26 protein-coding genes are annotated in these 24,588 nt (G+C 70.4%); 1 reads left to right on the plus strand and 25 read right to left on the minus strand.

From position 1 onward, the window contains the following. Positions 1-71: 71 nt before the first annotated feature. From ACGF0J_RS31590 to ACGF0J_RS31605, 4 genes are all read right to left on the minus strand, one after another. Positions 72-389, minus strand: coding sequence for an STAS domain-containing protein (locus tag ACGF0J_RS31590; protein ID WP_393151684.1), 318 nt, complete (start codon positions 387-389; stop codon positions 72-74). A 93-nt stretch (positions 390-482) separates the two neighbouring features. Continuing rightward, the gene (locus ACGF0J_RS31595) at positions 483-1,652 is read right to left on the minus strand and encodes a histidine kinase (RefSeq protein ID WP_393151686.1); all 1,170 of its coding nucleotides are present in this window, start codon (positions 1,650-1,652) and stop codon (positions 483-485) included. Between the two features lie 10 nt (positions 1,653-1,662). Then, the gene (locus ACGF0J_RS31600; RefSeq protein ID WP_393151688.1) at positions 1,663-2,772 is read right to left on the minus strand and encodes an ABC transporter permease; all 1,110 of its coding nucleotides are present in this window, start codon (positions 2,770-2,772) and stop codon (positions 1,663-1,665) included. Continuing rightward, entirely contained in the window at positions 2,769-3,665 is an 897-nt protein-coding gene (locus ACGF0J_RS31605; RefSeq protein ID WP_393151690.1) for an ABC transporter ATP-binding protein, read from the minus strand. Before ACGF0J_RS31605 ends, ACGF0J_RS31600 begins: the two co-directional genes overlap by 4 nt. A 126-nt stretch (positions 3,666-3,791) precedes the next feature. Between ACGF0J_RS31605 and ACGF0J_RS31610 the strand changes: the two genes are divergently transcribed. Continuing rightward, positions 3,792-4,382: a cob(I)yrinic acid a,c-diamide adenosyltransferase gene (locus ACGF0J_RS31610; RefSeq protein ID WP_393151692.1), complete on the plus strand. Its 591-nt coding sequence runs from the start codon at positions 3,792-3,794 to the stop codon at positions 4,380-4,382. A 21-nt stretch (positions 4,383-4,403) separates the two neighbouring features. Here the strand turns inward: ACGF0J_RS31610 and ACGF0J_RS31615 are convergent, their stop codons facing one another. The 21 genes from ACGF0J_RS31615 to thrB all read right to left on the minus strand — a co-directional run bounded on the left by ACGF0J_RS31615 (position 4,404) and on the right by thrB (position 24,479). After that, complete coding sequence (locus ACGF0J_RS31615) at positions 4,404-4,790, minus strand: DUF2550 domain-containing protein (protein ID WP_393151694.1); 387 nt, start codon at positions 4,788-4,790, stop codon at positions 4,404-4,406. 23 nt (positions 4,791-4,813) lie between these two features. Next, positions 4,814-5,215, minus strand: a complete 402-nt coding sequence (locus ACGF0J_RS31620; protein WP_101784110.1) for a F0F1 ATP synthase subunit epsilon — start codon at positions 5,213-5,215, stop codon at positions 4,814-4,816. Between the two features lie 98 nt (positions 5,216-5,313). Continuing rightward, positions 5,314-6,759: a F0F1 ATP synthase subunit beta gene (gene atpD / locus ACGF0J_RS31625; RefSeq protein ID WP_393151696.1), complete on the minus strand. Its 1,446-nt coding sequence runs from the start codon at positions 6,757-6,759 to the stop codon at positions 5,314-5,316. A gap of 1 nt (position 6,760) precedes the next feature. Further along, complete coding sequence (locus ACGF0J_RS31630) at positions 6,761-7,663, minus strand: F0F1 ATP synthase subunit gamma (RefSeq protein ID WP_393151698.1); 903 nt, start codon at positions 7,661-7,663, stop codon at positions 6,761-6,763. Between the two features lie 3 nt (positions 7,664-7,666). Then, complete coding sequence (gene atpA, locus ACGF0J_RS31635) at positions 7,667-9,316, minus strand: F0F1 ATP synthase subunit alpha (protein ID WP_393151700.1); 1,650 nt, start codon at positions 9,314-9,316, stop codon at positions 7,667-7,669. 23 nt (positions 9,317-9,339) lie between these two features. Then, positions 9,340-10,149, minus strand: coding sequence for a F0F1 ATP synthase subunit delta (locus tag ACGF0J_RS31640; protein ID WP_393151702.1), 810 nt, complete (start codon positions 10,147-10,149; stop codon positions 9,340-9,342). Beyond that, a complete protein-coding gene (locus tag ACGF0J_RS31645) occupies positions 10,149-10,700 on the minus strand; it encodes a F0F1 ATP synthase subunit B (RefSeq protein ID WP_393151704.1) in 552 nt (183 codons plus the stop codon). Before ACGF0J_RS31645 ends, ACGF0J_RS31640 begins: the two co-directional genes overlap by 1 nt. 34 nt (positions 10,701-10,734) lie before the next feature. Further along, positions 10,735-10,965 carry an ATP synthase F0 subunit C gene (gene atpE, locus ACGF0J_RS31650; RefSeq protein WP_101784104.1) on the minus strand — a complete coding sequence of 77 codons (231 nt, stop codon included), beginning with the start codon at positions 10,963-10,965 and terminating at the stop codon, positions 10,735-10,737. Between the two features lie 71 nt (positions 10,966-11,036). Further along, on the minus strand, positions 11,037-11,831 hold the full coding sequence (gene atpB, locus ACGF0J_RS31655; RefSeq protein ID WP_393151706.1) for a F0F1 ATP synthase subunit A: 795 nt from the start codon (positions 11,829-11,831) through the stop codon (positions 11,037-11,039). Between the two features lie 67 nt (positions 11,832-11,898). Next, positions 11,899-12,114 carry an AtpZ/AtpI family protein gene (locus ACGF0J_RS31660; protein ID WP_393151708.1) on the minus strand — a complete coding sequence of 72 codons (216 nt, stop codon included), beginning with the start codon at positions 12,112-12,114 and terminating at the stop codon, positions 11,899-11,901. A 68-nt stretch (positions 12,115-12,182) separates the two neighbouring features. Continuing rightward, positions 12,183-12,602 carry a hypothetical protein gene (locus ACGF0J_RS31665; RefSeq protein ID WP_393151710.1) on the minus strand — a complete coding sequence of 140 codons (420 nt, stop codon included), beginning with the start codon at positions 12,600-12,602 and terminating at the stop codon, positions 12,183-12,185. A 130-nt stretch (positions 12,603-12,732) separates the two neighbouring features. Further along, complete coding sequence (locus ACGF0J_RS31670) at positions 12,733-14,022, minus strand: glycosyltransferase family 4 protein (RefSeq protein ID WP_393151712.1); 1,290 nt, start codon at positions 14,020-14,022, stop codon at positions 12,733-12,735. Positions 14,023-14,079: 57 nt separating this feature from the next. Beyond that, a complete protein-coding gene (glyA, locus tag ACGF0J_RS31675; protein ID WP_393151714.1) occupies positions 14,080-15,345 on the minus strand; it encodes a serine hydroxymethyltransferase in 1,266 nt (421 codons plus the stop codon). 61 nt (positions 15,346-15,406) lie between these two features. Continuing rightward, the gene (locus tag ACGF0J_RS31680) at positions 15,407-15,784 is read right to left on the minus strand and encodes a hypothetical protein (RefSeq protein WP_393151716.1); all 378 of its coding nucleotides are present in this window, start codon (positions 15,782-15,784) and stop codon (positions 15,407-15,409) included. Then, entirely contained in the window at positions 15,784-17,733 is a 1,950-nt protein-coding gene (locus ACGF0J_RS31685) for a hypothetical protein (RefSeq protein WP_393151718.1), read from the minus strand. The genes ACGF0J_RS31680 and ACGF0J_RS31685 overlap by 1 nt, the downstream gene beginning before the upstream one ends. A 90-nt stretch (positions 17,734-17,823) precedes the next feature. Then, a complete protein-coding gene (locus ACGF0J_RS31690) occupies positions 17,824-18,471 on the minus strand; it encodes an L-threonylcarbamoyladenylate synthase (RefSeq protein ID WP_393151720.1) in 648 nt (215 codons plus the stop codon). Positions 18,472-18,481: 10 nt separating this feature from the next. Further along, positions 18,482-19,336: a peptide chain release factor N(5)-glutamine methyltransferase gene (gene prmC, locus ACGF0J_RS31695; RefSeq protein ID WP_393151722.1), complete on the minus strand. Its 855-nt coding sequence runs from the start codon at positions 19,334-19,336 to the stop codon at positions 18,482-18,484. After that, positions 19,333-20,385, minus strand: coding sequence for a peptide chain release factor 1 (gene prfA / locus ACGF0J_RS31700; RefSeq protein WP_393151724.1), 1,053 nt, complete (start codon positions 20,383-20,385; stop codon positions 19,333-19,335). Before prfA ends, prmC begins: the two co-directional genes overlap by 4 nt. Positions 20,386-20,481: 96 nt before the next feature. Further along, complete coding sequence (gene rpmE / locus ACGF0J_RS31705; RefSeq protein WP_101784095.1) at positions 20,482-20,700, minus strand: 50S ribosomal protein L31; 219 nt, start codon at positions 20,698-20,700, stop codon at positions 20,482-20,484. 305 nt (positions 20,701-21,005) lie between these two features. Further along, entirely contained in the window at positions 21,006-23,066 is a 2,061-nt protein-coding gene (gene rho, locus ACGF0J_RS31710) for a transcription termination factor Rho (protein WP_393151726.1), read from the minus strand. Positions 23,067-23,522: 456 nt separating this feature from the next. Continuing rightward, complete coding sequence (thrB, locus tag ACGF0J_RS31715; RefSeq protein WP_393151728.1) at positions 23,523-24,479, minus strand: homoserine kinase; 957 nt, start codon at positions 24,477-24,479, stop codon at positions 23,523-23,525. Between the last annotated feature and the right edge of the window lie 109 nt (positions 24,480-24,588).

Below are 24,588 nucleotides of genomic sequence, written 5' to 3' on the forward strand. Positions count from 1 at the left end.
TCCGCGGAGGCCCCGAGCGCGTAGGTGATTGAAGCATCAACGATGGAACGTGGCCGAAAACAGCCGTGGCATCACGCCACGGCCACTTCCTCCGCCTCCACGTGCAGCACCCGGTTGAGCCGCGTCACCGCCAGGATCCGCATGACCCGCGGCGGAACCCGCCGCAGCACGAGGCGGCGCTCGGCGGCGATCGCCCGCCGGTGCGTGCCCACGAGCACGCCCAGGCCGGTGGCGTCGATCACCTCCAGCCGGGAGACGTCCAGGATCAGGTCGCCCTCACCCGAGTCGACCGCGTCGTGCAGCTGTGACCGCGTCCCGGCCGACGTGCCGGCATCCAGCCGGGCGCCGATCTGCACCACCTGGGCTTTCGGATTGCCCCGGACGCGCATGTCACCTCCTCACCTCACACCGGCGCGCACCCGCGCGGTGTCGTCACGCATGCCCACGGCAGTGGGCGTGGGGTGGCCCCCGATACTCCCCCACTACCCACGAATCGGCAGTGACACGACAGCGTTGAGCACGAAGTGCCCCTCTCCCGTCGGATGGGCGCTCAGCTTGCCGCCGACGGCCGCCAGCCGCTCAGCCAGCCCCGACAGGCCGCTGCCCAGGTCGGCCGCCTGACGGCGCACCACGCCGTCGTTGCGCACCAGCAGCTCGGCCTCCTCGGTGGTGAAGCGGAGCGTGATGTCGCAGAACGTGGCCGAGCTGTGCTTGAGCACGTTGGTCACCGCCTCCCGTACGGCGTAGGCGAACACCGGCCCCACCACGGCGGGCAGGTCGCGGTGCGGCAGGCGCAGCTCGCACCGCACCCCGGCCGCCTCCAGCACGCTGCGGACGCTCTCCAGCTCCGCCGGCAGGTCCAGCTCGCGGTAGCCGCGCACGGCCTGCCGCAGCTCGCGCAGCGCCTTGCGGGTCAGCGTGTTCACCTCGGTCATCTCGGCCCTGGCCGCCGAGGCGTCCGCGTCCGACAGCCGTACGGCCAGCTCGGTCTTGACGGCGATCGCGGAGAGCTGGTGGCCGACGAGGTCGTGCAGGTCGCGGGCGAAGCGCAGCCGCTCCTCGGCGACCGCCAGCCTGGCGTGCGCCTCCCGCCCCTCGTGCGCCTGTACGGCGAGCCGGTAGATCCACACCCAGAGCCGGTTGGACGGCGGGAAGCTCGCGCACATGATCCCGTACATCACCACCATGAAAGGGATGGAGATCACGGGGTCGGCCTCGCCGTCGAACGACAGGCGGTGGCCGGCCAGGACGTTGGCGGTGCCGATGCCGACGGCCACCACGTACGTCCCCAGGGAGATCAGCACGGCCCGCCAGAGCGGCACCCCCACCGTCGCGACCGACAGCCACGCCATCAGGACCAGGCCCCAGGCGAGCGGGTCGCCCCCGCCGACGGACGCGGCGAACACGGCGAGAGCCCCGGCCACCGCCACGTCCCGGGTGGCGTACCGGGACTCCAGAGCCGCGTCGAGCACCCGCAGGTAGAACCGGCTGAAGACGACCACGGCGGCCAGGGCCGGGCCGACGCGCCACCACTGCGCCCGGCCCTGGCCGATCTCTCCGAGAAGCTGCAGGGCCAGCGAGAACCACACCAGCCCCAGGAAGGAGATCAGCACCCACCGGCACAGCCGTCGCGCCCGCGTGATCGCATCCATCGAGCTCCCGCTACCGCGCCCGCAGCACTTCGACCAGCCTGACCCTGGCCCCGGTACGCAGCACGGCGCGCTCGTACACCTTCGCCCCGAACGCCAGCACCGCCCCCACGGCCCCGGCCATGAGCACCATCGACAGCCCGACCTCCCACAGCGGCACCTCGGCCGCGGCCATCCGCACCGGCATGACCATCGACGAGAACGGCGGGATCAGCGACATGACCGTGGCCAGCGTGCCGGTCGGCTCCGAGGTCGCGTAGAACGCGATGAAGTACGACACCATGATGAGCATCGTCAGTGGCGACATCACGTTGCCCACCTCCTCCTGCCGCGACACCAGCGAGGCGAACGCCGCCGACAGGGTGGCGAAGAACGCGTAGCCCAGCACGAACCAGACCAGCACCCCGGCCACGATGCCCGGCGTGCCGGGCGGGAAGTCCACCGCCACGCCCGAGACGAACGACGCGCCGATGCCGACCACGAGGATCGTCCCGAGGTTGATCAGGCCGAGCACGCCCAGTCCGATGATTTTGCCGCCGAGAAGCTGCCACGGGCGGATCGAGGTGAGCAGGATCTCCACGATCCGGCTGCCCTTCTCCTCCACCACGCCCATGGCCACCATCATGGCCTGTCCGATGATCAGCATGAAGAGGACCAGCGTCAGCACCACGGCGATCCCGGTGCGCGCCTCCTGGTAGCGGGTGTCGGCGCCGACCGACTGCATCTGCAGCGGCTCGATCCGCACGCCGGAGGCGCCCAGCTTGGCCTCCCGGTGCGTGCTCTGCAGCAGCACGCCCAGCTCCGACTCGATCTTGCCGTCGGTGAGCACCTTCGTGCCGTCGACGAGCACCGCGTCCACGTCGCCGTCGAGCAGCGCCCGCGTGGCCGCCGCCTCGTCCGGGAACGCCCGCCACTCGATCTTCGCGTCCGGCGCCGCGGCCTGCACGGGAAGTTGCTGCGAGTGGACCGTGCCGAGAGTGTACTCGTCCGGGCCGCCCATGAGCTTGGGCGCGAACGCCACGGCGCCCACCAGCACGGCCGTGATGAGCAGGCCGATGACGAACGCCTTCGTCCGGATCTGGGTGGTGATCTCCCGGCGCGCCACCAGCATCAGCGTGTTCACGCCACAGCCTCCTTGAAGATCTCGGTGAGGGTCGGCTGCTCGTAGCCGAAATGCTCGACCTGGCCGGCCTTCAGGGCGCGACGCAGGATCTCCTGGTCGTCCCCGGCGGTGACGGCCAGCTCGTGCCGGTCGCCCCTGACGACGATCTCGCCGGGCAGGCCGTCGGCCCAGCCGGGCGCCGCGTCGCGCACCACGACCCGCAGCTTGCGCCCCTCAGCGGCCCGCAGGTCGCCGACCGCGCCCGAGGCGACCATCCGGCCGGACGAGACGATGCCGACCGAGTCGCACAGCCGCTCCACCAGGTCGAGCTGATGGCTGGAGAAGATCACCGGCACCCCGCCGCGGCAGCGTTCCTGCAGCGCCGTGGCCAGCGTGTCGACCGCGATCGGGTCGAGGCCCGAGAACGGCTCGTCCAGGATCAGCACCTCCGGGTCGTGCACCAGCGCCACCGCGAGCTGCACCCGCTGCTGGTTGCCCAGCGACAGCGACTCGACGGCGTCGCCCCTGCGCTCGCCCAGGCCGAGCCGCTCGATCAGGTCGTCCGTGGCCTTCAGCGCCGCTGCCTGGTCCAGGCCGTGCAGGCGCCCGAAGTACTCGATCTGCTCGGCCACGCGCATCTTCTGGTAGAGCCCGCGCTCCTCCGGCATGTAACCGAACCGGCGCCGGTCCGCGTACGTCAGCGGCCTGCCGCTCCAGGTGACCGAACCCGCGTCGGCCTGCAGCACACCCATCACGATCCGCATGGTCGTCGTCTTGCCCGCGCCGTTCGCGCCGACGAACCCGTACATCTCGCCCTGCCGGACGGTGAAGCCGATGCCGTCCAGAGCGAGCTTGCCCTCCGGCGACTCGGGACCACCCGCGAAACGCTTGCGCAGCCCGCTGATCTCGAGCATCAGATCCTCTCCTTCGTCATGGGTCCATCCTCGGGCCGGCCGGATCCGCCTGGTAGTCGCCGGAATCACCACCCCGGCGTGCGCCCTGAGTCCGTTCCGGATGACATTTGTCACTACGCTGAACGCATGACGCGCCAGGACAAGGACAAGCCGGTCGTGCTCTCCCGCATCTACACCCGCGCCGGCGACGACGGCACGACGACGCTCGGCGACATGAGCCGCACCCACAAGACCGACACCCGGCTGGCCGCCTACGCCGACGTCGAGGAGGCCAACGCCCACCTCGGGCTCGCCCTGTCGCACGGCACCCTGCCCGCCGAGCTGGCCGAGGTGCTGACGCGGGTGCAGAACGAGCTGTTCGACGTGGGGGCCGACCTGTGCACCCCGGTGGTGGCCGACCCGGAGTTCCCGCCGCTGCGGGTGGAGCAGCCGTACGTCGACCGGCTGGAGGAGCAGTGCGACCGGTTCAACGCCGACCTGAAGCCGCTGCGGAGCTTCATCCTGCCGGGCGGCGACCCGGCGACGGCCGCGCTGCACGTGGCCAGGGTGACGGTCCGCCGCGCCGAACGCTCGACCTGGGCGGCCCTGCGTGACCACGACGACATGAACCCGCTGACGGCCACCTATCTCAACCGGCTGTCGGACCTGCTGTTCATCGCCTGCCGGGTGGCCCACGCGGGCGGGGAGATCCTGTGGCGCCCCGGAGGCACCCGCTAGCTCACCGCTAACCCGGACAGGTCAGGCGACGTCCAGGTAGGCGCTCGGCGGCGCGGCCTCCAGCCAGGCGAGGAAGCCGGTGAGCGCGTCGGCGCTCATCGCGAGGGAGAGGTCGCGCGTCGTCCCGCCGCAGTCGATCGCGTAGAGCCCGCCGTCCAGCTCGCGCCGTGACGAAACGACGAGGCCGCGCCTCGCGATCGCGTGGCGCGGCCTCAGTCGCACACCTATGAGCGGGATCCAGTGAAGCTCCCCGTCGGCGTAGCGGGCTACCCCGCTGCGCCACCCCCGGTCGCGTACGCGCAGCCGACAGGGGACGCTGCCCCGTGATCGGGACAGGACGAAGCCCCGCAGCACCACCAGGGCGGCGGCCAGCAGCACACAGATGAGAATCGTCGCTGCCACCGCCATGCCGCCCCCTTGGCTCGTTACCGTCAGACCTCTTCGCCTGCCGCACGCAGCCGGGCCCTGGCTCGCTTGGCCTCGACCGCCGCGTCGGCGTCCTCCTGGTTGGCCTCGATCGAGGCCTGAGCGCGATCGAGAGCGTCACGGGCGGCCGCCACGTCGACCTCCGAGCCCAGCTCGGCCACCTCCGCGAGCACCGACACCTCGTCGTCGGCCACGGAGATGAACCCGCCGTGCACCGCGGCGACGAGGTCGCCCTCACCCTCGCGCTTCACGCGCAGCACGCCACCCTCGACGAGGACGCCGAGAACGGGTGCGTGTTGCGGCATAATACCGATCTCGCCGTCCACGGTCTTGGCAATCACCATGTCGGCCTCGCCCGACCAGATCTCACGCTCGGGTGAGACAACCCCTACGCGTAGCTTCGCCACTTGTGTAGGTTCCTTTCCGATCAGGTGATGGCACGGCCGGCAGCCGTGCCATCACCGTATCCGCGGGCGCGCAAAGCTCGCCCTCCAGTCCGGGCGAATTAGCGCTCGAGTTCCTTGGCCTTGGCGATGGCCTGGTCGATGCCGCCGACCATGAAGAACGCCTGCTCGGGCAGGTGGTCGTACTCGCCGGCGCACAGGCCCTTGAAGGAGGCGATGGTCTCGTCGAGCGGGACGGTCTCGCCCGGCTGGCCGGTGAAGGCCTCGGCCGCGTACATCGGGTGCGACAGGAAGCGCTCGATGCGGCGGGCCCGCTGGACGGTGACCTTGTCCTCCTCGGAGAGCTCGTCGATGCCGAGGATGGCGATGATGTCCTGCAGCTCGCGGTACTTCTGCAGGATCCGCTTGGTCTCCTGGGCAACCCGGTAGTGCTCCTCGCCCACGATCTGCGGGTCGAGGATCCGGGAGGAGGAGTCGAGCGGGTCCACCGCCGGGTAGATGCCCTTCTCCGAGATCGGCCGGGACAGCACGGTCTGCGCGTCGAGGTGCGCGAACGCGTTGTGCGGGGCCGGGTCGGTGATGTCGTCGGCGGGCACGTAGATCGCCTGCATGGAGGTGATCGAGTGACCGCGCGTCGAGGTGATGCGCTCCTGGAGGACACCCATCTCGTCGGCCAGCGTCGGCTGGTAACCCACGGCGGACGGCATACGGCCGAGCAGCGTGGAGACCTCGGAACCGGCCTGCGTGAAGCGGAAGATGTTGTCGATGAAGAGCAGCACGTCCTGCTTCTGGACGTCGCGGAAGTACTCGGCCATCGTCAGCGCCGACAGGGCGACCCGCAGACGGGTGCCCGGCGGCTCGTCCATCTGGCCGAACACCAGCGCGGTGTCCTTGAGGACGTCGGCCTCCTCCATCTCCAGCCAGAGGTCGTTGCCCTCACGGGTGCGCTCACCCACACCGGCGAAGCACGAGGTGCCACCGAAGTTACGGGCGACCCGGCGGATCATCTCCTGGATCAGGACGGTCTTGCCGACGCCGGCGCCGCCGAACAGACCGATCTTCCCACCCTGCACGTACGGGGTGAGCAGGTCGATGACCTTGATGCCGGTGACGAGCAGCTCGGTGCGCGACTCAAGCTGGTCGAAGGCCGGCGACGGCCGGTGGATGCCCCAGCGCTCGTTGATCTGGAGCGAGGAGGTGGGCACGTCGAGCGTCTCGCCCAGCGCGTTCCACACGTGGCCCTTGACGACGTCGCCGACCGGCACCGAGATCGGCGCCCCGGTGTCGGTGACCGCCTGGCCGCGGACCAGGCCGTCGGTGGGCTGCATGGAGATGGCCCGGACGAGGTTGTCGCCCAGGTGCTGGGCGACCTCCAGGGTCAGGGTCTTGGTCTCGCCGCCGAGGGTCACCTCGACCTTGAGCGCGTTATAGATCTCGGGCATCGCCTCGACGGGGAACTCCACGTCGACGACGGCGCCGGTGACGCGCGCCACGCGGCCTGTGCCTGCCGCGGCGCTTTCTACAGTCTCAACAGCCTCTGCAGTCATTTCACTCTTTCCCCGCTGCGGCGTCAGCCAGCGCGTTGGCGCCACCGACGATCTCGCTGATTTCCTGGGTGATCTCTGCCTGGCGAGCCTGGTTCATCTGCTGGGTCAGCACCCGCATCAGCTCGTTGGCGTTGTCGGTCGCGGACTTCATCGCGCGCCGCCGCGCGGCCTCCTCGGAGGCCGCCGACTGCAGCAGCGCCGTGAAGATGCGTGACTCCACGTACCGCGGCAGCAGCGACTCGAGCACGTCGCCGGCGGTCGGCTCGAACTCGAAGTACGGCGGGATCACGGTCGACTCGCTGGCCTCGGTCTCCTCGACCTCCAGCGGCAGGATCCGGCGGACCACGACGTTCTGCGAGAGCATCGAGACGAACTCGGTCGACACGATGTGGATCTCGTCGATGCCGTTGTCGTCCTTGAACGACTGGATCAGCGTGTCGGCGATCTCCTTGGCGTCGGCGTAGGCGGGCTTCCGGGAGAAGCCCACCCAGCTGCCGCCCATCTCCCGCTGGCGGAAGGAGTGCCAGGTGACACCCTTGCGCCCGGTGACGAACGGCACCACGGACAGGCCACGACCCTCCAGCAGCCCGCGCAGGGCCTCGGCCTCGCGCAGCACGTTGGCGTTGAAGCCGCCGCAGAAGCCGCTGTCGCTGGTGACGACGAGCACGCCCGCCCTGGCGGGGTTCTCCTTCGCCACGGTGAGCGGATGGTCGACGCTCGCCGCGTTGCTGACGACGCCGGTGACGGCGCGAATGATCTCACGCTCGTACGGCAGCGCCGCCTGCATCCGCTGCTGCGCCCGCACGATCCGTGAGGAGGCGATGAGCTCCTGGGCGCGCGTGATCTTGGCGGTCGACTTGACCGAGTTGATCCGCCGCCGCAGCAGCCTTAGCTGGGCACCCATGTCCTACTTCTTCTCCGCCGCGCGGACGACCTTCTTGATCTTCTCCTGGCCGACCTCGTCGGCGCCGAGCGGCGCCACCGGCTCGTCCTTGACGAGCAGCTCACCGGAGGAGGTGGTGAAGCCCTTCTTGAACTCCGTGATGGCGTCCTTGAGGGCGGTCACCGTGTCGTCGGACAGCTCCTTGGTCTCGCGGATGGCGTCGAAGACGCCCTTGTGCGAACTCTGCAGGTAGTCGAGGAACTCACCCTCGAACCGGCGGATGTCCTCGGTCGGCACCTCGTCCAGCTCACCGGTGGTGCCGGACCACACCGACACGACCTGCTTCTCGACGGGGAACGGGGAGTACTGCGGCTGCTTGAGCAGCTCGACCAGGCGCTGGCCACGCTCCAGCTGGGCGCGGGAGGCGGCGTCGAGGTCGGAGGCGAACGCGGCGAACGCCTCAAGGTCACGGAACTGCGACAGCGACAGCTTGAGCGTGCCCGCCACCTTGCGCATCGCCTTGACCTGCGCCGAACCACCGACTCGGGAGACGGAGATACCGACGTTGATGGCCGGCCGGACACCGGCGTTGAACAGGTCGGTCTCCAGGAAGCACTGACCGTCGGTGATGGAGATGACGTTGGTCGGGATGAACGCCGACACGTCGTTGCCCTTGGTCTCGATGATCGGCAGACCGGTCATCGAACCGCCGCCCATGTCGGCTGACAGCTTCGCGCAGCGCTCCAGCAGACGCGAGTGGAGGTAGAACACGTCGCCCGGGAACGCCTCACGGCCCGGCGGGCGGCGCAGCAGCAGCGACACGGACCGGTAGGCGTCGGCCTGCTTGGTCAGGTCGTCGAAGACGATGAGGACGTGCTTGCCCTGGTACATCCAGTGCTGGCCGATGGCCGAGCCGGTGTAGGGGGCGATGTACTTGTAACCGGCCGGGTCGGAGGCCGGGGCGGCGACGATGGTCGTGTACTCCATCGCGCCCGCCTCCTCCAGGCGGGCCTTGACCTGCGCGATCGTCGAGCCCTTCTGGCCGACCGCGACGTAGACGCAGCGGACCTGCTTGGTCGGGTCGCCGGTGGCCCAGTTGTCGCGCTGGTTGAGGATGGTGTCCACGGCGATCGCGGTCTTGCCCGTGCCGCGGTCACCGATGATCAGCTGGCGCTGGCCGCGGCCGATCGGCGTCATGGCGTCGATCGCCTTGATGCCGGTCTGCAGCGGCTCCTTCACCGGCTGGCGCTGGACGACCGAGGGGGCCTGCAGCTCAAGGGCGCGCACGCCCTCGGTCTCGATCGCACCCTTGCCGTCGAGCGGGTTGCCCAGCGGGTCGACCACGCGGCCGAGGAAGCCGTCGCCGACCGGCACGGACAGGACCTCGCCCGTCCGGCGGACCGTCTGGCCCTCCTCGATCTTGCTGAAGTCGCCCAGGATGACGACACCGATCTCACGGGTGTCGAGGTTCAGGGCCAGACCGCGCGTGCCGTCCTCGAACTCGAGCAGCTCGTTCGCCATCGCCGAGGGAAGGCCGGAGACATGGGCGATGCCGTCGCCACAGTCGACGACGGTCCCGATCTCCTCGCGCGCGGCGCCTTCCGGTTCGTACGCCTGGACGAAGCGCTCAAGCGCGTCCCGGATCTCGTCCGGCCGGATCGTAAGCTCCGCCATCTCTACTCTGTCTCCCTCTTCGCCTAGCCGGCCAACCGGCGGCGGACTTCTTCGATTCGTCCCACAATGGTGGTGTCGATGATCTCGTCGCCGATGCGGACCGAGAAGCCACCGAGCACTCGCGGATCCACCTCGACGTTCAGGTGCACGTCGCGGCCGTAGGAGGTGCGCAACCAGGTCGCCAGGCGCTGCTTCTGCTGTTCGGTCAGCTCGACGGCGCTGCGCACCACCGCGACATAGCGCTGGCGCTGCTGCGCCACGAGCTGCCCGAACACCTCCAGGCCCGTCTCCAGGCTACGTCCTCGCGGATGTACTGCCACCTGCGAGATGAGGCGCAGGCTGGTCACGGCCGCCCGGTTGCCGAGCAGGTCGCGCAGCAACTGCCGCTTGCCCTCCTCGGGGGCCGCCTCGTCCGACAGCGCGCGGCGCAGGGCCGGGTTGGCGGCGATGACGCGGCTGAAGCGGAAGAGCTCGTCCTCCACCTCGTCGAGCGTGCCCTGCCCTTCGGCCTCGGCGGCCGCGGCGACGACGCCGAGCCGTTCGAGGACGTCGGCGAGGTCGCCGGCGCGCGACCACCGGGCCGACACCGCGGCCTCGGTGGTGGCGATCGCGGCCTCGCCGACCTTGCCACCGAGCAGCGCGCGCGCGGTCCGGGCCTTCTGCTCGGCGGGCCGAGCGGGGTCGGACAGGGCGCGGCGCAGGCCGTGCTCACGGTCGAGCAGGTCCGCGATCGCGAACAGCTCGTCGGAGAGCGTGCCGAGGTCGGCGCTTCCCGCAACCGCGTTGAAGCGCTCCTCGACCTCCACCAGCGAGCTTCTGCTCAGCCCTCTCATTAGCGCACCGCCTGCGCGCTGGAGCTCTCGAGCTCGTCGAGGAACCGGTCGACGGTGCGACGCTGCCTGGCCTCGTCCTCCAGGGACTCGCCGACGATGCGGCTGGCCAGGTCCGTGGACAGGCGTCCGATCTCCGCGCGGAGCTGGGCGAACGCCTGCTGCCGGTCCGCCTCGATCTGGACGTGCGCTGCCTCGATGAGGCGGCGGGCCTCGGCCTGCGCCTCCTCGCGGAGCTCCGCCTTGATCTGGGCGGCCTGCTCGCGGGCCTCCTCGCGCAGCCGGGCAGCCTCCTGCCGGGCCTCGGCCAGCTGGTCACGGTACTGCTGCTGCAGCGCCTGCGCCTCGGCCTGGGCCTCCTCCGCCCTCTTGATGCCGCCCTCGATGGCGTCGGTGCGCTCGGCCAGCGTCTTCTGGATACGCGGGACGAGCATCCTGCCGACGACGAAGAAGACGACGAGGAACGAGAAGATACCGACGATGAGCTCGTAGTCGTGCGGGAGGAGGGGGTTGGCGCCCCCCTCCGCCGCGAGGAGCGTAGCTGCCATGGTCATGGGTGCAGCCTTTCGTCAGGGATTCTTCTGGTCTTTAGAGGTTCGCGAAGATGAACGGCGCGACCAGACCGATGAGGGCGAGGGCCTCGGTGAGGACGAAGCCGAGGAGCATGTTCTGACGGATCAGGCCGTAAGCCTCGGGCTGGCGCGCGATGGCCTGCACGCCCTGACCGAAGATGATGCCCACGCCGATGCCGGGGCCGATGGCGGCGAGACCGTAACCGATGGCGGTGACGTTGCCGGAGACCTCAGCGAGAACGCTCATTGCTGTTTTCCTTTACTGGACGGCCGGTGAAGGGAGTACCCACCGGTCATGGATATTCCGGTATGTGGTTCTCAGTGCTCTGCGTGCAGCGCGCCGCCGATGTACATCGCGGCCAGCATCGCGAAGAGGAATGCCTGCAGGAACTGGATGAACATCTCGAAGCCGGTGAGGATGATGGTCATCACCACACCGAGGACGCCGATGGGCGCGCCGAGCGGAGTCAGCTTCTCGAAGAGGAACCAGAAGCCCACCATGCTGAAGAACGCCAGCAGCATGTGGCCGGCGAACATGTTGGCGAACAGTCGCACCGCGTGCGTGAAGGGTGCGATGATCATGTTCGACAGGAACTCGATCGGGGCCAGCAGCAGATAGATCGGCTTCGGCAGCCCCGGAGGGAACATCATGTTCTTGAAGTAGCCGACGCCGCCCTGGTGCTTGATGCCCAGGTAGACCTTGAGCACGTAGATGGACAGCGCGAGCACGGCCGGGAAGGCGATGTGCGAGGCCACCGGGAACTGCAGCACCGGGACGACGCCCATGACGTTCCAGATCAGCACCAGGAAGAAGATGCTGACGAGCAGACCCATCCACCGGTCGGCGTCCTTGCCCAGGAACGGGCGGGCGACCTGGTCGCGGACGAACATGTAGCCGTACTCGGCGACGTTCTGGACGCCCCGCGGGACCACCTTGGGGCTGCCGAAGGCCGCCCAGCAGAAGCCGATCACCACGACGGCGCTGAGGAGAGCGAGAAGGACCGGCTTGGTGAACCAGTCGACCCCCGGGATGATGGGGGGCAGGGTGAACAGTTCGTCGGGCGTCGGAGCCCCGAACTGGTCCTTGGGAGCGAGGACCGTCAGCGCATTCACGCGGCGTTCCCTTCAACGTCGTAGTGGATCACAGGAGTTTCCTCGGCGAAACGGTCGCTGCGGAGGGCTAGCGACCGTGGCGCCGGTAGACCGCGTAGCCGGCGAGCACCAGCCCCAGGATGATGCCTATGGGGAAGAACGCGGACATGCCAAGCCAGCGGTCGAGCAACCAGCCGATACCGCCATAGATCGCCATCCCGGCGAGAAGATAGCTGGGAACCGACCACATGGCGTCGGCGAAGTCGCGACCGTCTGTCTCCGGCCGGCGTTCCTGTTCGCTCATCGCGCGCCCGACGATAGCAGGCCAGCAGAGGACTAGTCATATCGGACCCGGCCCGTTGGTCAGGCTCATCAGTCACCCTTTCCGGGGACCGAGGCGTCGGGGTCCACGTACAGCATCTTGGTCTTCATGAAGGCGCGGACCTCGAAGGCGGTCCAGACGATCGTGCAGAGCACGACGGACCAGGCGAAGGCCTTGGGATTCCACGCGGTGGTGTCGCCGAACGTGGCCAGCATCGCCATGATGACGATCACCTTGACGAGGTAGCTGCCCATCGCCGCCATGGCCATGACCTGAGGCGACACCTTCGCGGCGTAGCTCACGGCGACCACGCTGACGCTGAAGAACGCCCCGACGAGCAGCACGCCGATGGCGGCGCCGAGCGCGCCCTTGCCGCCGGCGACACCGAGCGCCACGACCACGGCGACCGCCCCCACCGCCAGGGTGGGCAGCGCGGCGCTCTTGAGGACGCGCACGTCGTTGGCCTGCATCGGTGCTCCCACGAAGAGTTGTCAAGCGAGCGTTTGCTACCCCCAGAGCGCGTGCAATGGAGGCCCTTGCTCGTGAAAGATATCACAAGCTCACAGAAGACCGCTTTTACCTGCCGTTTCTAGTTCGCGATCATGAACGGCCCGGATGAGCGGTGATGACCGGTTTGCCCTCTGCGCTGGCCCGCTGCTGCGGCGGCTCCTGGATCGGGCGGCCGCCCGGCCCGCCCGCCCCCGACTCCGGCAGGACGGGCGGCATCGGCCCGGTGGGCGGGCCGCCGTCGTCGTCGGCCGGCCGATCGCCCCGCGAGCGCAGCCCGCCCCGGCCACGCCACCGCGGCGCCGCCATGAGCACGAGCACGCCGATGGCCAGCAGGATCACCACGGGGAACAACAGCACCGGCACACCCCGCCAGGACATCGCCACGATGCCGAACGCGAACAGGAAGGCCCAGGCGTACATGATGAGCACCGAACGCCGGTGCGAGTGACCGATGTCCATCAGCCGGTGGTGCAGGTGGCCGCGGTCGGGCGCGAACGGCGACATGCCGTAGGAGGTGCGCCGCACGACGGCGGTGATGAGGTCGACCAGCGGCAGCACCAGCACCGCCGCGGGCAGCAGCAGCGGCAGCAGCACCGCGAACTTGTTCATGTCCTCGATGACCGCCGGGTCGAGCGGCGTCACGGTGACGATGGAGGAGGCCAGGACCAGGCCGATCAGCATGGCGCCCGTGTCGCCCATGAAGATCTTGGCCGGATGGAAGTTGTGCGGCAGGAAGCCCAGGCAGGTGCCGATGAGGATGGCCGCGATGCCCGCCGTGGTGGTGATGTTGTTGCCGCTGATGCTCTGCGACAGCAGGATCGAGTAGGCCCACGTGGACATGGCCGCGATGCACACGATCCCCGCGGCGAGGCCGTCGAGCCCGTCGACGAAGTTGACGGCGTTGATCGTGACGACCACCACGAGGATGGTGATGATGGTGCTCAACGTGTAGTCGAGGCTGGTGGAGCCGCCCCAGTCCTTGGGCAGCGGGATGTAGACCAGCCGCAGGTCGTAGTAGACCAGCACCCCGGCAGCCGCGACCTGGCCGGCGAGCTTGATGAAGGGGTCCATCCCCCACCAGTCGTCCAGGAACCCGGTGACCGTGATGATGCCGCCGGCGATGAGCAGCGCCGTCACCGCGTTGCCCTCGGAGGCGCGCAGCGCCTGGCCGGTGTAGGCCAGCTCGCTCGCCACCAGCAACCCCGCGACCAGCCCGCCGTACATCGCCAGGCCGCCCAGCCGCGGCGTCGGCGTGGTGTGCACGTCGCGCTCACGGATCTCCGGAGCGGCCCCGATGCGGATGGCGAAGCGGCGAACCAGCGGGACGAGGAGGTACGTCACCGCGGCCGCCACGAGCGCCATGAACAGGTATTCGCGCACGGACCTAGTTTCCCGGATGCTCCGGCCCACTGTGACCGGAAAACGACACAGACCAGCTTAAAATTCGCTGAGATATGGCTGATGGATGGAGAGCAGCGCCGCCACCCGCTCACGCACGGCCGGTGCGGCATCGGGATCCCGCACGGCCTGCGCCACCAGCATCCCGACCTCCTTCAGCTCCTGCGGCCCCATCCCCTGGGTCGTCACGCACGGCGTGCCGACCCGGATCCCGGACGTGATCGCCGGAGGCTCCGGATCATACGGGATCGCGTTGCGGTTGAGGGTGATCCCCGCCGCCGCGCACCGCCGCTCCGCCTCCGCCCCGGAGATGCCCAGGTCACGCAGGTCGATCAGCGCCAGATGCGTGTCCGTGCCCCCCGCGACCGGCCGCATGCCCTCCGCCGCCAGCGCGTCACACAGCGCCCGGGCGTTCGCGATCACCTTCCTGGCGTAGTCGCCGAACTCCGGCCGCAACGCCTCGCCGAACGCCACCGCCTTGGCCGCGACGGCGTGCATGAGCGGGCCGCCCTGGATGAACGGGAACACCGCCCGGTCGATCCTGGCAGCCAGCTCCGCCGTGCACAGGATGCCGCCGCCGCGCGGCCCGCGCAGCGTCTTGTGCGTGGTGAAGGTGACCACGTCCGCGTACGGGACCGCCGACGGGACCGCGCCGCCCGCCATCAGCCCGACGGTGTGCGCCACGTCGGCGAGCAGCCAGGCCCCCGCCTCGTCGGCGATGCCGCGGAAGCAGGCGAAGTCCAGCAGCCGCGGGTACGCCGTGGCGCCGCAGACGATCAGCTTCGGCCGGTGCCGCAGCGCGAGGTCGCGCACCTCGTCGTAGTCGACGAGTTCACTGTCGCGTCGCACGCCGTACGACACGACGTCGAACCATCTTCCCGAGAAGTTCACCTTGGAGCCGTGGGTGAGATGGCCGCCGTGCGGCAGCGCCATCGCCAGCATCGTGTCGCCCGGCTGCAGCAGAGCCGCGTAGGCGGCCAGGTTCGCCGTCGCGCCGGAGTGCGACTGGACGTTGGCGTGCTCGGCGCCGAACAGCCGGAGCGCCCGGTCCACGGCCAGCCGCTCCGCGCGGTCCACCACCTCGCAGCCGCCGTAGTAGCGCCGGCCCGGGTAGCCCTCGGCGTACTTGTTGGTCAGGGTGGAGCCGAGGGCGGCGAGGACGGCGGGCGAGGTGAAGTTCTCGCTCGCGATGAGCTGGAGCCCGCCGCGCACCCGCGCCAGCTCGTCGAGCAGCACCTGGGCCAGGTCGGGGTCCTGCCTCTGGAGCAGGCCGAAGTCCGGACCGTAGGAGGGCTGTTGACCCATTTCTCCACTCTAAGGCGGGGTGTCCGTTTTGCCCACAGGTTCCCGCCGTCCGGACGCGCGATCAGGAGAAGGCGCGCGGAGCACCCGCCGTGCTGGGAATCCAGCGCGGGGTGTCGGCCGCCTCGTCACTGATCGCGGTGAGCACAGCCTGCCGGTAGAGGGCCAGCCTGGAACGCCAGGCCGCGATGTCCTCCACATAGCGCTCACCGACGGGCGCCTCCCACGTCTGCGGGCTCCTGGCCTGCCGATACGCCTTGTCCAGGGCCGTGGTGAGGCTCTCCAGCAGCGGCAGCACGGTCTGCCAGGCGGTGACCAGGCGCTGGTACTCGGGATTGAACTCCCACGCGCGCGGCTGCGGATCCAGCGGGTTGGCGCCGGGCTTGGCGGGCGGGGCCTCTCCGGGTCGCATGGGCTGGGGTGCCGGCGGGTCCGCGTACATCACACGCTCCTCTCCCCGCCGGGGACGCCGGGCTGCGCGGCGCCGGGCGGTCCGTCATGGGGGCCATCCCCGGGCAGCGACTCTCCCCGGCCGTATCCGCCGTGCGGACCGGTCGGCGGGTCCCTGTACTCCCCGTAGTCCCCGTAGTCACCATCGCTGCCGTCGCTGCCGTCGCTGCCGTCGTGGCCGTCGTGGCCGTCGCTGCCGTCGTGGCCGACCAGGGTGACGAGGTCGTCGAGGTCTCCGCCGTGGGTCCAGGGAATCTGGTTCGAGGGGCTCTGGTCTCGGGGCGTGCCGTCCGTCGCGATGCCTCCGTCCTGCCAGTCGTCGAGGTGGGTACGGCCGGCGACCGTCACCGCGCCGTCAGCCGCCGTCCCATCACCGGCCCTCGCCGTGTCCCCCGACCTGTCCCCCGGCTTGTCTCCCGGCTTGTCTCCCGATCCGTGCTCCGGTTTGTCCTCCGCGCCGTTCCCCGCGTCCCTGTCCGCGCCGGTCCCGTCATTGGCCCTGCTGTCGCCCCTTCCGTCCCCGTCCGTCCCGGTGCCCGCCCCTGCCCCATCGCCCGTGCGCGGTGCGGCGTCAGAACCGGCCGGTGGTGTGGGGTCGATGGCCACGGGAGCCCCCTGGCGGGGCTCGGGGAGACCGTCTCGCCCCGGGTCTGCGGCAGCGGGCGCGTCCCGGCCTCGGGTGCTGTCTCCGTCCCCGCGCTCATCGCGCTCCGGCAGCGTGCCGGCGTCACCCCGGGGATCACGCTCCGGCAGCGTGCCGGCGTCACCCCGGGGATCACGGTCTGCGGGCGGGCAGGCGGCCTGGCCCGGGGTGGGGTCGGTGGAGCCGCCGGTCGGGGAGTCGGCGATGGGGAGTGGAGGCACCCCTCCGGGCTGGACGCCGGCGGTCTGGGGCGGGAGGCCGGGGTCGATGGCGCCGGCTCGTGTGTCCGGCCGGCCGAGGGAGGCCGCATCGCCGATCGGGGTGTCGGCGGATGGACGGGATCCGGTGTCGCCCGGCCGGGCGTCGCCGTCGGGTGTCGGCATCTCGATGGGCTGGTAGGTGTCGAGGTTCTTCAGGAGGTCGCTCAGTTCCTCGGCCGTGGGCGGGTCGATGGGGACCTGGAGAACCTTCACGCCGTCCACGACGACGACCCGTGGTCTCTGCGGGTCCTGGTCGTCCGGATGGTCCTTGGCCGGGGTGTCCACGGGCTGGTCACGCCCGGAGTCGGCCGCGCGGTCGTCACGGCCGGTGCCGTCGTCACGGGGCCGGGAGCCGTCGCCCGTCCTCCCGTCGTCCGTCGCGCGGTCGTCCTTCCTGCCGTCACCCGTCCGGTCGTCCTCGCAACGCCTGCCGTCGCCACCCGTCCGGTCGTCCTTGCCACCCGTCCGGTCGTCCTTGTCACCGGTTCTGGCGTCGTCCTTGGCCGGCTTGTCCTCGTCGCGCCGCTTCGCGTCGTCCTGGGCAGGCTTGTCCTCCCTCGGAGGATCGGTGGGGACGGCGTCAGGTTTGGTGTCACGCGGAGTGTCGGTCTTCGGCGTCTCACCCTTCTTCGCCTCGTCGCCCGTCCTGGGCGTCTCACCCTTCTTCGCCTCGTCGCCCGTCCTGGGCGTCTCACCCTTCTTCGCCTCGTCACCCGTCCTGGGCGTCTCACCCTTCTTCGCCTCGTCGCCCGTCCTGGGCGTCTCGCCGTTCTTCGGGGTGTCGGAGCCGGGGCCCGGGTCGCGGGGCTCGGCGGCGCGTTTCTCCAGCAGTCCGAGCCTGGTCCGGACGTCCTTCGTCATGGCGTCGGCGGCGTCGGCCACCTGGACGGGCCGGTGCGTGGTCTGGACGGACACGCCCGCGCGGCTCATGACCTGCGCGACACGTCCCTCGGTGGTGCGCAGGTGCTCGGCCACGCGCTTGAGCTCGGCCAGCAGGTCACGCACCAGCTCAGGATCCATGCCGTCGAACTTGCCCATGGGCTACTCCCGGACGTCGTGACCGCTCCGGAAGTCACCGTAGGCACGACGCGGGCGTCCCCGCAGCCGGGATAAGCAGACGGTATGGCGTCAGCCGTCGGTCGCGACGTATCCGATGATGCCGCGCAGCTTCTCCACCGGAATCGCCCCCCGCCGCAGGAGCCGCGGCACGGCGGTGGTGAGGTCGAGGATCGTGGAGGGGGTGTTGTCGGTGGTGGCGCCGCCGTCGAGGTAGACGGCGACCGCGTCGCCGAGCTGCTCCTCGGCCTCCTGGGCTGTGACGGCCGCCGGCGCGCCGGAGCGGTTGGCGCTGGAGACGGCCATCGGGCCGGTCTCCTTGAGCAGGTCGAGGGCCACCGGGTGGAGCGGCATGCGCACCGCCACCGTGCCCTTGGTGTCGCCCAGGTCCCACGACAGCGCCCGGTTGGCCTTGCACACGAGTGTGAGAGGGCCCGGCCAGAACGCGTCGACGAGGTCCTGCCCGTACGGGCCGAGGTCCTCCACCAGGGCCGTGGCGGCCCGGACGGTGCCGACGAGGACGGGCGGCGGCATCTCACGGCCCCGGCCCTTCGCGTCGAGCAGCGCGGTGACCGCTGCGGGTGTGAAGGCGTCGGCGCCGATCCCGTACACGGTGTCGGTGGGGAGCACGACGAGGTCACCGCGGCGGACGGCGGCGGCGGCCTCGGTCAGGCCCTCGGCGCGCTGTTCGAGGTCCGTGCAGTCGAAGCGTCTGGTCACGGCGTGCATCCTAGTCCTGGCCGAGCCTCGCGGTGACGAAGCGGTCTCTGCGGGTCAGATCCTGGCGCAGTCGTACGTCGCGCCAGCCGTTGTCCTCAGGGAACGTCAGGTAGACGGCCCTGCCCTGCTCGTCGGCGTGCTCGACGGCCACCCAGCCGCCGGGGCGCAGCAGCCGCCGGGCGGTGCGCTCGACGGCGCGGACCTCGCCGAGGCCGTCGTCGCCGCTGCCGTACAGGGCCCGGTTGGGGTCGTACTCGCGCACCTCGGGGTCTCGCGGGACGGCGCCGGGCGGGATGTAGGGCGGGTTGGAGATGACGAGGTCGACCGCGCCGTTGAGCTCCGGCAGGGCCTCCGCCAGGTCTTCGGGGTGCAGGTGGACGCGCCCCTGGCCGTGTTCGGAGATGTTGCGCTTCGCCCAGGTGTAGGCGCCGGGATCGACCTCGACGGCGTGCACCTCGGCAAGCGCGACCTCCTGGGCTATCGACAGCGCGATGGCGCCGGAGCCGGTGCCGAGATCGACGACGAGCGGGGCGGTGACGTCCATCGCGCGCAGCGTCTCGATGGCCCAGCCGGCCATGACCTCGGTCTCGGGCCGCGGCACGAAGACGCCGGGGCCGACCGCGAGTTCGAGGTAGCGGAAGTAGGCGTGTCCGGTGATGTGCTGCAGCGGCTCGCGGGACTCGCGCCGGGCGATGCCCTCCCAGAACAGCGCGTCGAAGTCGGCGTCCTTGACCGTGTGCAGCTCGCTCCTGCGCACGCCGTGAACGAATGCCGCGATCTCCTCCGCGTCCGTGCGCGGCGAGGGCACACCTGCCTCGGCCAGCCGGGCGGTGGCGAGCGCGATCTCGTCCAGCAGAAATGTCATGAGTGTTGTGCGAGCTTCTCCGCCATCTCGGCGTCGATGAGGGCTTGGGTGACGGCGTTGAGCTCACCGTCGAGGACGTGGTCGAGGTTATACGCCTTGAAGCCGACGCGGTGGTCGGAGATGCGGTTCTCGGGGAAGTTGTAGGTGCGCACCCGCTCGGAACGGTCGACGGTGCGGACCTGCGACTTGCGCTCGGCCTGCGCGGCGGCGTCGGCCTCCTCCTGCGCGATGGCCAGCAGCCGGGCGCGCAGGATGCGCAGCGCCGACTCCTTGTTCTGGAGCTGGCTTTTCTCGTTCTGGCAGGAGACGACCACCCCGGTCGGCAGGTGCGTGATGCGGACCGCCGAGTCGGTGGTGTTGACGCTCTGGCCGCCGGGGCCGCTGGAGCGGTAGACGTCGATGCGCAGGTCATTGGGGTCGACCTGGACGTCCACGTCCTCGGCCTCGGGGTAGACGAGCACGCCTGCGGCACTGGTGTGGATGCGGCCCTGCGACTCGGTGACGGGCACCCGCTGGACGCGGTGGACGCCGCCCTCGAACTTGAGCCTGGACCACACTCCCTCGTCGCCCTTGGCCTTGATGGCTACCGTGACGTCCTTGTAGCCGCCCAGGTCGGAGGGCTGGCTGTCGATGACCTCGGTCTTCCAGCCGAGCCGCTCGGCGTAGCGGAGGTACATGCGCAGCAGGTCGCCGACGAACAACGCCGACTCCTCACCGCCCTCGCCCGCCTTGATCTCCATGATGATGTCCTTGTCATCGTTGGGATCACGCGGGATGAGCAGGTGCTTGAGGCGTTCCTCGAGCTGCGGGATGCGTGCCTCGATCTCGGCTGCCTCGGCCGCGAACCCCTCGTCCTCCCCCGCCAGCTCCTTGGCGGCGGTCAGGTCGTCGCGAGCCGCGTCGAGCTCGCGGTAGGTGGCGACGATCGGGGTGAGCTGGGAGTAGCGCCGGCCGAGGGCGCGGGCCTTGCCCTGGTCGGCGTGCACGGCGGGGTCGGCGAGCTGCAGCTCCAGCTCGGAATACTCCTTGAGCATCTCGTCGAGGTTCACCGTGGGTCCTTCGGGCGTGGGTGGGTGCGGGGCCTTCTCACCAACAACGCCGACCCGGCGCACTGCTGAGGTGCATCCGGGCCGGCGTCGGTGGAGCTACTTGCCCGAGGCCTTCTTGCCGAAACGCTTCTCGAAGCGGGCCACCCGGCCACCGGTGTCGAGGATCTTCTGCTTGCCCGTGTAGAACGGGTGGCAGGCCGAGCACACGTCGGCGTGGATGACGCCGTTCTTGGCGGTGCTGCGGGTGGTGAAGCTGTTGCCGCAGGTGCAGGTGACCTGGGTGACGTGGTAGTCAGGGTGGATGTCGGGCTTCATTGCTGTCCTTTCGGGGTGCGGTCGCCGGGTCGCCTGATGTGCGCCTCGCGCGCGGCGGGAGCCGGAACCGCTACGGGTCAGCTACCAGTGTGCCAGATCCTTCAACCGTCCCAGGCCACCGGGCATTCCCTGATCCTGATGACGCGGTCGCATCTGTCACATGAGGCTCCGCACCCGTGGACCGTACTTCCTCAGAGGGGTCTCGGTCCTGGCGGCGCCGCGGGGCCGGGACGGGCCGAACGACGTGGGAGACGACATGAGAGAGGGGCGGCGGAAGCACTCCCGCCGCCCCTCTCCCGCGCGCGTCAGTCGCGGTCGTTGCTCACCGTGGTCTTCTGGACCTGCATGAGGAACTCGGCGTTGGACTTGGTCTCCTTCATCTTCTCCAGGAGAAGCTCCAGAGCCTGCTGCATGTCCAGCGCGTGGAGCACCCGGCGGAGCTTCCAGACGATCTGGAGCTCCTCCTTGGCCATGAGGATCTCTTCCTTACGGGTGCTGGACGCGTCGACGTCCACCGCGGGGAAGATCCGCTTGTCGGCCAGGGAGCGGTTGAGCTTGAGCTCCATGTTGCCGGTGCCCTTGAACTCCTCGAAGATGACCTCGTCCATCTTGGACCCGGTCTCCACCAGGGCCGTGGCGAGGATCGTCAGGGAGCCGCCGTTCTCGATGTTGCGGGCGGCGCCGAAGAAGCGCTTGGGCGGGTAGAGGGCGGTCGAGTCGACACCACCCGACAGGATACGACCGGACGCCGGGGCCGCCAGGTTGTAGGCGCGGCCGAGGCGGGTGATCGAGTCGAGCAGGACGACCACGTCGTGGCCCAGCTCCACCAGGCGCTTGGCCCGCTCGATGGCGAGCTCGGCGACCGTGGTGTGGTCCTCGGCGGGACGGTCGAAGGTCGAGTGGATGACCTCGCCCTTGACCGACCGCTGCATGTCGGTGACCTCTTCGGGCCGCTCGTCCACGAGCACGACCATGAGGTGGCACTCGGGGCTGTTGCGGGTGATCGCGTTGGCGATCGACTGCAGCACCATCGTCTTGCCGGCCTTGGGCGGCGAGACGATGAGGCCGCGCTGGCCCTTGCCGATCGGCGAGACGAGGTCGATGATCCGCGTGCTGAGGATGTTCGGCTCGGTCTCGAGGCGCAGGCGCTCCTGCGGGTAGAGCGGCGTCAGCTTGTTGAAGTCGGGCCGGTTGCGGGCCTGGTCGGGGTCCATGCCGTTGACGGTGTCGAGGCGGACCAGGGCGTTGAACTTCTCGCGGCGCTCGCCCTCGCGCGGCTGGCGGACGGCGCCGGTGATGACGTCGCCCTTGCGCAGGCCGTTGCGGCGGATCTGGGCCAGCGAGACGTAGACGTCGTTGCTGCCGGGCAGGTAGCCGCTCGTCCTGACGAACGCGTAGTTGTCGAGGATGTCGAGGATGCCGGCGATCGGGATGAGCACGTCGTCGTCGCCGATGACGGGCTCGCTGCTGTCGAAGCGGTCACGGCCGCGGCCGCGGTTGCGCTCCCTGAAGCGGCCCCGGCGCCCGCGCCCGCCACGCTCGTCGTCGTCGCCCCGCTGGTCGTCCCGCGAGCCGCCCCGCTGGTCACCTCGCGAGTCACCGCGAGAGTCACGCTGGTCACCGCGAGAGTCGCCGCGCTGGTCACCCCGCGAGTCACCGCGAGAGTCGGTGCGGCCGGTGTCGGCGCCGCGCTGGTCGGCACGACCGCCGCCCTCGCCACGGCCGCCTTCGCCACGGTCGTTGCCGGACCGGTCACCGGAGGAACGATCGCTGCCGCGCTCGCCCCGCTCGCCACGCTCACGGCGTTCGCCGCGGCCGCGCCGCTCGCGGCGGCTCTCGCCGCGCTCGCCGCGCTGGTCGTTCTGGCCGGAGTCGGCGGGCTGGGCGGCCGGCTCGACGACCGGCTCGGCGGGCGCTACGGCGGGCTCGGCGGCCGGAACCGCGGGCGCCGAGGCTGCGGCGGTGGCCTGCGCGGCCACCGGCTCGGCGGCCTGCGCGACGGAGTCGTCGGTCTTGGCGCGCGAGCGCTCGCGGCGGCTGCGGGACGGCCGCTCAGCGGCGGGCGCCGGGTCGGCGGCGGCCGTCACGGCCGGCGCCTCGGCTACGGGAGCGGGCGGGTTGTCTGCGGTGCCGACGCCCTGCTTCTCCTGGATGGCCGCGATGAGCTGGCTCTTCCGCATCCGTCCGGTGCCGCTGATGCCCAGCTCGGCGGCCATTTTCTGCAGCTCGGGCAGCACCTTGGCGGACAGGCCGGTGCCGGAGCGACGCGCGCGCGGCTTGGCCGCGGCACGGGTGGGGGTGTCGCCGGACGCCGGCTGCGCAGGCGAGCCCGATGCGTCGGAGAGGAGTTCGGTGGTGTCGCTCAACTAAAAGGTCCTTCCCAGGGGTCGGGCGCCGGTTGGTTTCTGCCGGGCGTCCCGGAGGTGCTTCGATCCGGCGGGACAGACCGGGTCGGGGTGCACTTTGCGATCTTCGGCCGCCGCTGGGGACGGTCGCCACTCTTGGGGAGGGGCTCGTCCAGGCCGCCACAGGACGGTGGCGCGTGGAGGACACCCCCCAGATTGCTGTCGCCAGCCAGATGTCGAGGTGACTCGAACGCGCAGACCCCCGTCGTCGCCGCCTCACGTTGGGCCAACCGGGTGTGGGCCAACCGGAGGCAACGGATTCCGGGGAGACAGCCGCGCTGCCCACGCCTCGCGACGTGAAGCATGATGCAGCGATGTGTGGCTGACAAGCACGCACCCACCAAGGGGGCATCTGGTGCGGCTACCAGCCTAACATCACCAGCGCACACGGCTATTCCCTGAAGGTCTAGAGAGGCATCAGCGTGTCTCGGGAAACTGAACGTACGCACCGAGCTGGTCGACGTCCATTTGCTGGATGTGCCAGTCATTACCCACTTCTGGTGCGATCAAATCCTGCGAATCCGGTGTCGAAAACGCGAGGACAGTGGGACCCGCTCCGGACACGACCGCGGGCACGCCCACCGCACGCAGCCGTTCTACCAGATCCGCGCTCCGCGGCATCGCAGGCGCGCGGTAGCTCTGGTGGAGCCGGTCCTCCGTCGCCGCGAGCAGCAACCCCCGATCCGGCTTCTGGGTCAGCGCGGCGATCAGCAGCGCGGCCCGGCCGGCGTTGAAGGAGGCGTCCCGGTGGGGCACGTCCTTCGGCAGCAGCCCCCGCGCCGTCTCCGTGGCCAGGCGCGTCGCCGGAACGAACACGACAGGACGAATGCGCGCGTCGGGGACCAGCTTCACCATACGGGGCGCGCCCGCGTGGTCCGTCCAGGCCACCGTAAGGCCTCCCGCCAGGCACGGAGCCACGTTGTCGGGATGCCCCTCCATCTCGGTGGCGAGCCGGAACACCTCGTCGTCGGTCAGCTCCGGCTCCGCGGCCCGCTCCGGCGGCGCGGCGGGCCCGGCGAGGGCGGCGGCCTCGCGGGCGAGGGCGCGGGCGGCGAGGATGCCCGCGCAGATGGCCGCCGACGACGAGCCCAGGCCGCGGGCGTGCGGGATGACGTTGCGGCAGCGCACCTCGATCCCGGCCGGCTGGGCCACGCCCATCCGGTCGAACGCCCTGCGCATGGCCCTGACGATGAGATGACCCTCGCCGAGGTCCAGCTCACCGGCGCCTTCGCCCTCGACGGCGACCCGGACGCCCGGCTCCGCGGCCAGTCGCGCCTCGACCTCGTCGTGCAGCGCCAGCGCCAGGCCGAGCGTGTCGAACCCCGGCCCCAGGTTGGCCGACGTGGCCGGCACGCGGACCCTCACGGTGCTCATTGGTCAGACTTCCCTTTCGTCCGCGTTCGCCAGGCGCGCGTGCGTCACGCCGGTGAAGCTGCTGTCGACTTGCGGCCGTACGCGCTGCGCGAACACGCATCCCGTACGG

Origin of the sequence: Nonomuraea sp. NPDC047897 (genome assembly GCF_043204415.1) — a bacterium.
GTDB lineage: Bacteria > Actinomycetota > Actinomycetes > Streptosporangiales > Streptosporangiaceae > Nonomuraea.

What these genes read in the sequence shown, in the direction of transcription:
- ACGF0J_RS31605 (WP_393151690.1), bottom strand. Translation starts at nt 3,665, where the DNA reads ATGCTCGAGATCAGCGGGCTGCGCAAGCGTTTCGCGGGTGGTCCCGAG.
- ACGF0J_RS31610 (WP_393151692.1), top strand. Translation starts at nt 3,792, where the DNA reads ATGACGCGCCAGGACAAGGACAAGCCGGTCGTGCTCTCCCGCATCTAC.
- ACGF0J_RS31640 (WP_393151702.1), bottom strand. Translation starts at nt 10,149, where the DNA reads ATGAGAGGGCTGAGCAGAAGCTCGCTGGTGGAGGTCGAGGAGCGCTTC.
- ACGF0J_RS31685 (WP_393151718.1), bottom strand. Translation starts at nt 17,733, where the DNA reads ATGGGCAAGTTCGACGGCATGGATCCTGAGCTGGTGCGTGACCTGCTG.
- ACGF0J_RS31680 (WP_393151716.1), bottom strand. Translation starts at nt 15,784, where the DNA reads ATGTACGCGGACCCGCCGGCACCCCAGCCCATGCGACCCGGAGAGGCC.
- rpmE (WP_101784095.1), bottom strand. Translation starts at nt 20,700, where the DNA reads ATGAAGCCCGACATCCACCCTGACTACCACGTCACCCAGGTCACCTGC.
- atpD (WP_393151696.1), bottom strand. Translation starts at nt 6,759, where the DNA reads ATGACTGCAGAGGCTGTTGAGACTGTAGAAAGCGCCGCGGCAGGCACA.
- ACGF0J_RS31630 (WP_393151698.1), bottom strand. Translation starts at nt 7,663, where the DNA reads ATGGGTGCCCAGCTAAGGCTGCTGCGGCGGCGGATCAACTCGGTCAAG.
- ACGF0J_RS31595 (WP_393151686.1), bottom strand. Translation starts at nt 1,652, where the DNA reads ATGGATGCGATCACGCGGGCGCGACGGCTGTGCCGGTGGGTGCTGATC.
- atpA (WP_393151700.1), bottom strand. Translation starts at nt 9,316, where the DNA reads ATGGCGGAGCTTACGATCCGGCCGGACGAGATCCGGGACGCGCTTGAG.
- ACGF0J_RS31590 (WP_393151684.1), bottom strand. Translation starts at nt 389, where the DNA reads ATGCGCGTCCGGGGCAATCCGAAAGCCCAGGTGGTGCAGATCGGCGCC.
- atpE (WP_101784104.1), bottom strand. Translation starts at nt 10,965, where the DNA reads ATGAGCGTTCTCGCTGAGGTCTCCGGCAACGTCACCGCCATCGGTTAC.
- thrB (WP_393151728.1), bottom strand. Translation starts at nt 24,479, where the DNA reads ATGAGCACCGTGAGGGTCCGCGTGCCGGCCACGTCGGCCAACCTGGGG.
- prmC (WP_393151722.1), bottom strand. Translation starts at nt 19,336, where the DNA reads ATGACATTTCTGCTGGACGAGATCGCGCTCGCCACCGCCCGGCTGGCC.
- ACGF0J_RS31660 (WP_393151708.1), bottom strand. Translation starts at nt 12,114, where the DNA reads ATGAGCGAACAGGAACGCCGGCCGGAGACAGACGGTCGCGACTTCGCC.
- ACGF0J_RS31645 (WP_393151704.1), bottom strand. Translation starts at nt 10,700, where the DNA reads ATGACCATGGCAGCTACGCTCCTCGCGGCGGAGGGGGGCGCCAACCCC.
- ACGF0J_RS31665 (WP_393151710.1), bottom strand. Translation starts at nt 12,602, where the DNA reads ATGCAGGCCAACGACGTGCGCGTCCTCAAGAGCGCCGCGCTGCCCACC.
- glyA (WP_393151714.1), bottom strand. Translation starts at nt 15,345, where the DNA reads ATGGGTCAACAGCCCTCCTACGGTCCGGACTTCGGCCTGCTCCAGAGG.
- ACGF0J_RS31615 (WP_393151694.1), bottom strand. Translation starts at nt 4,790, where the DNA reads ATGGCGGTGGCAGCGACGATTCTCATCTGTGTGCTGCTGGCCGCCGCC.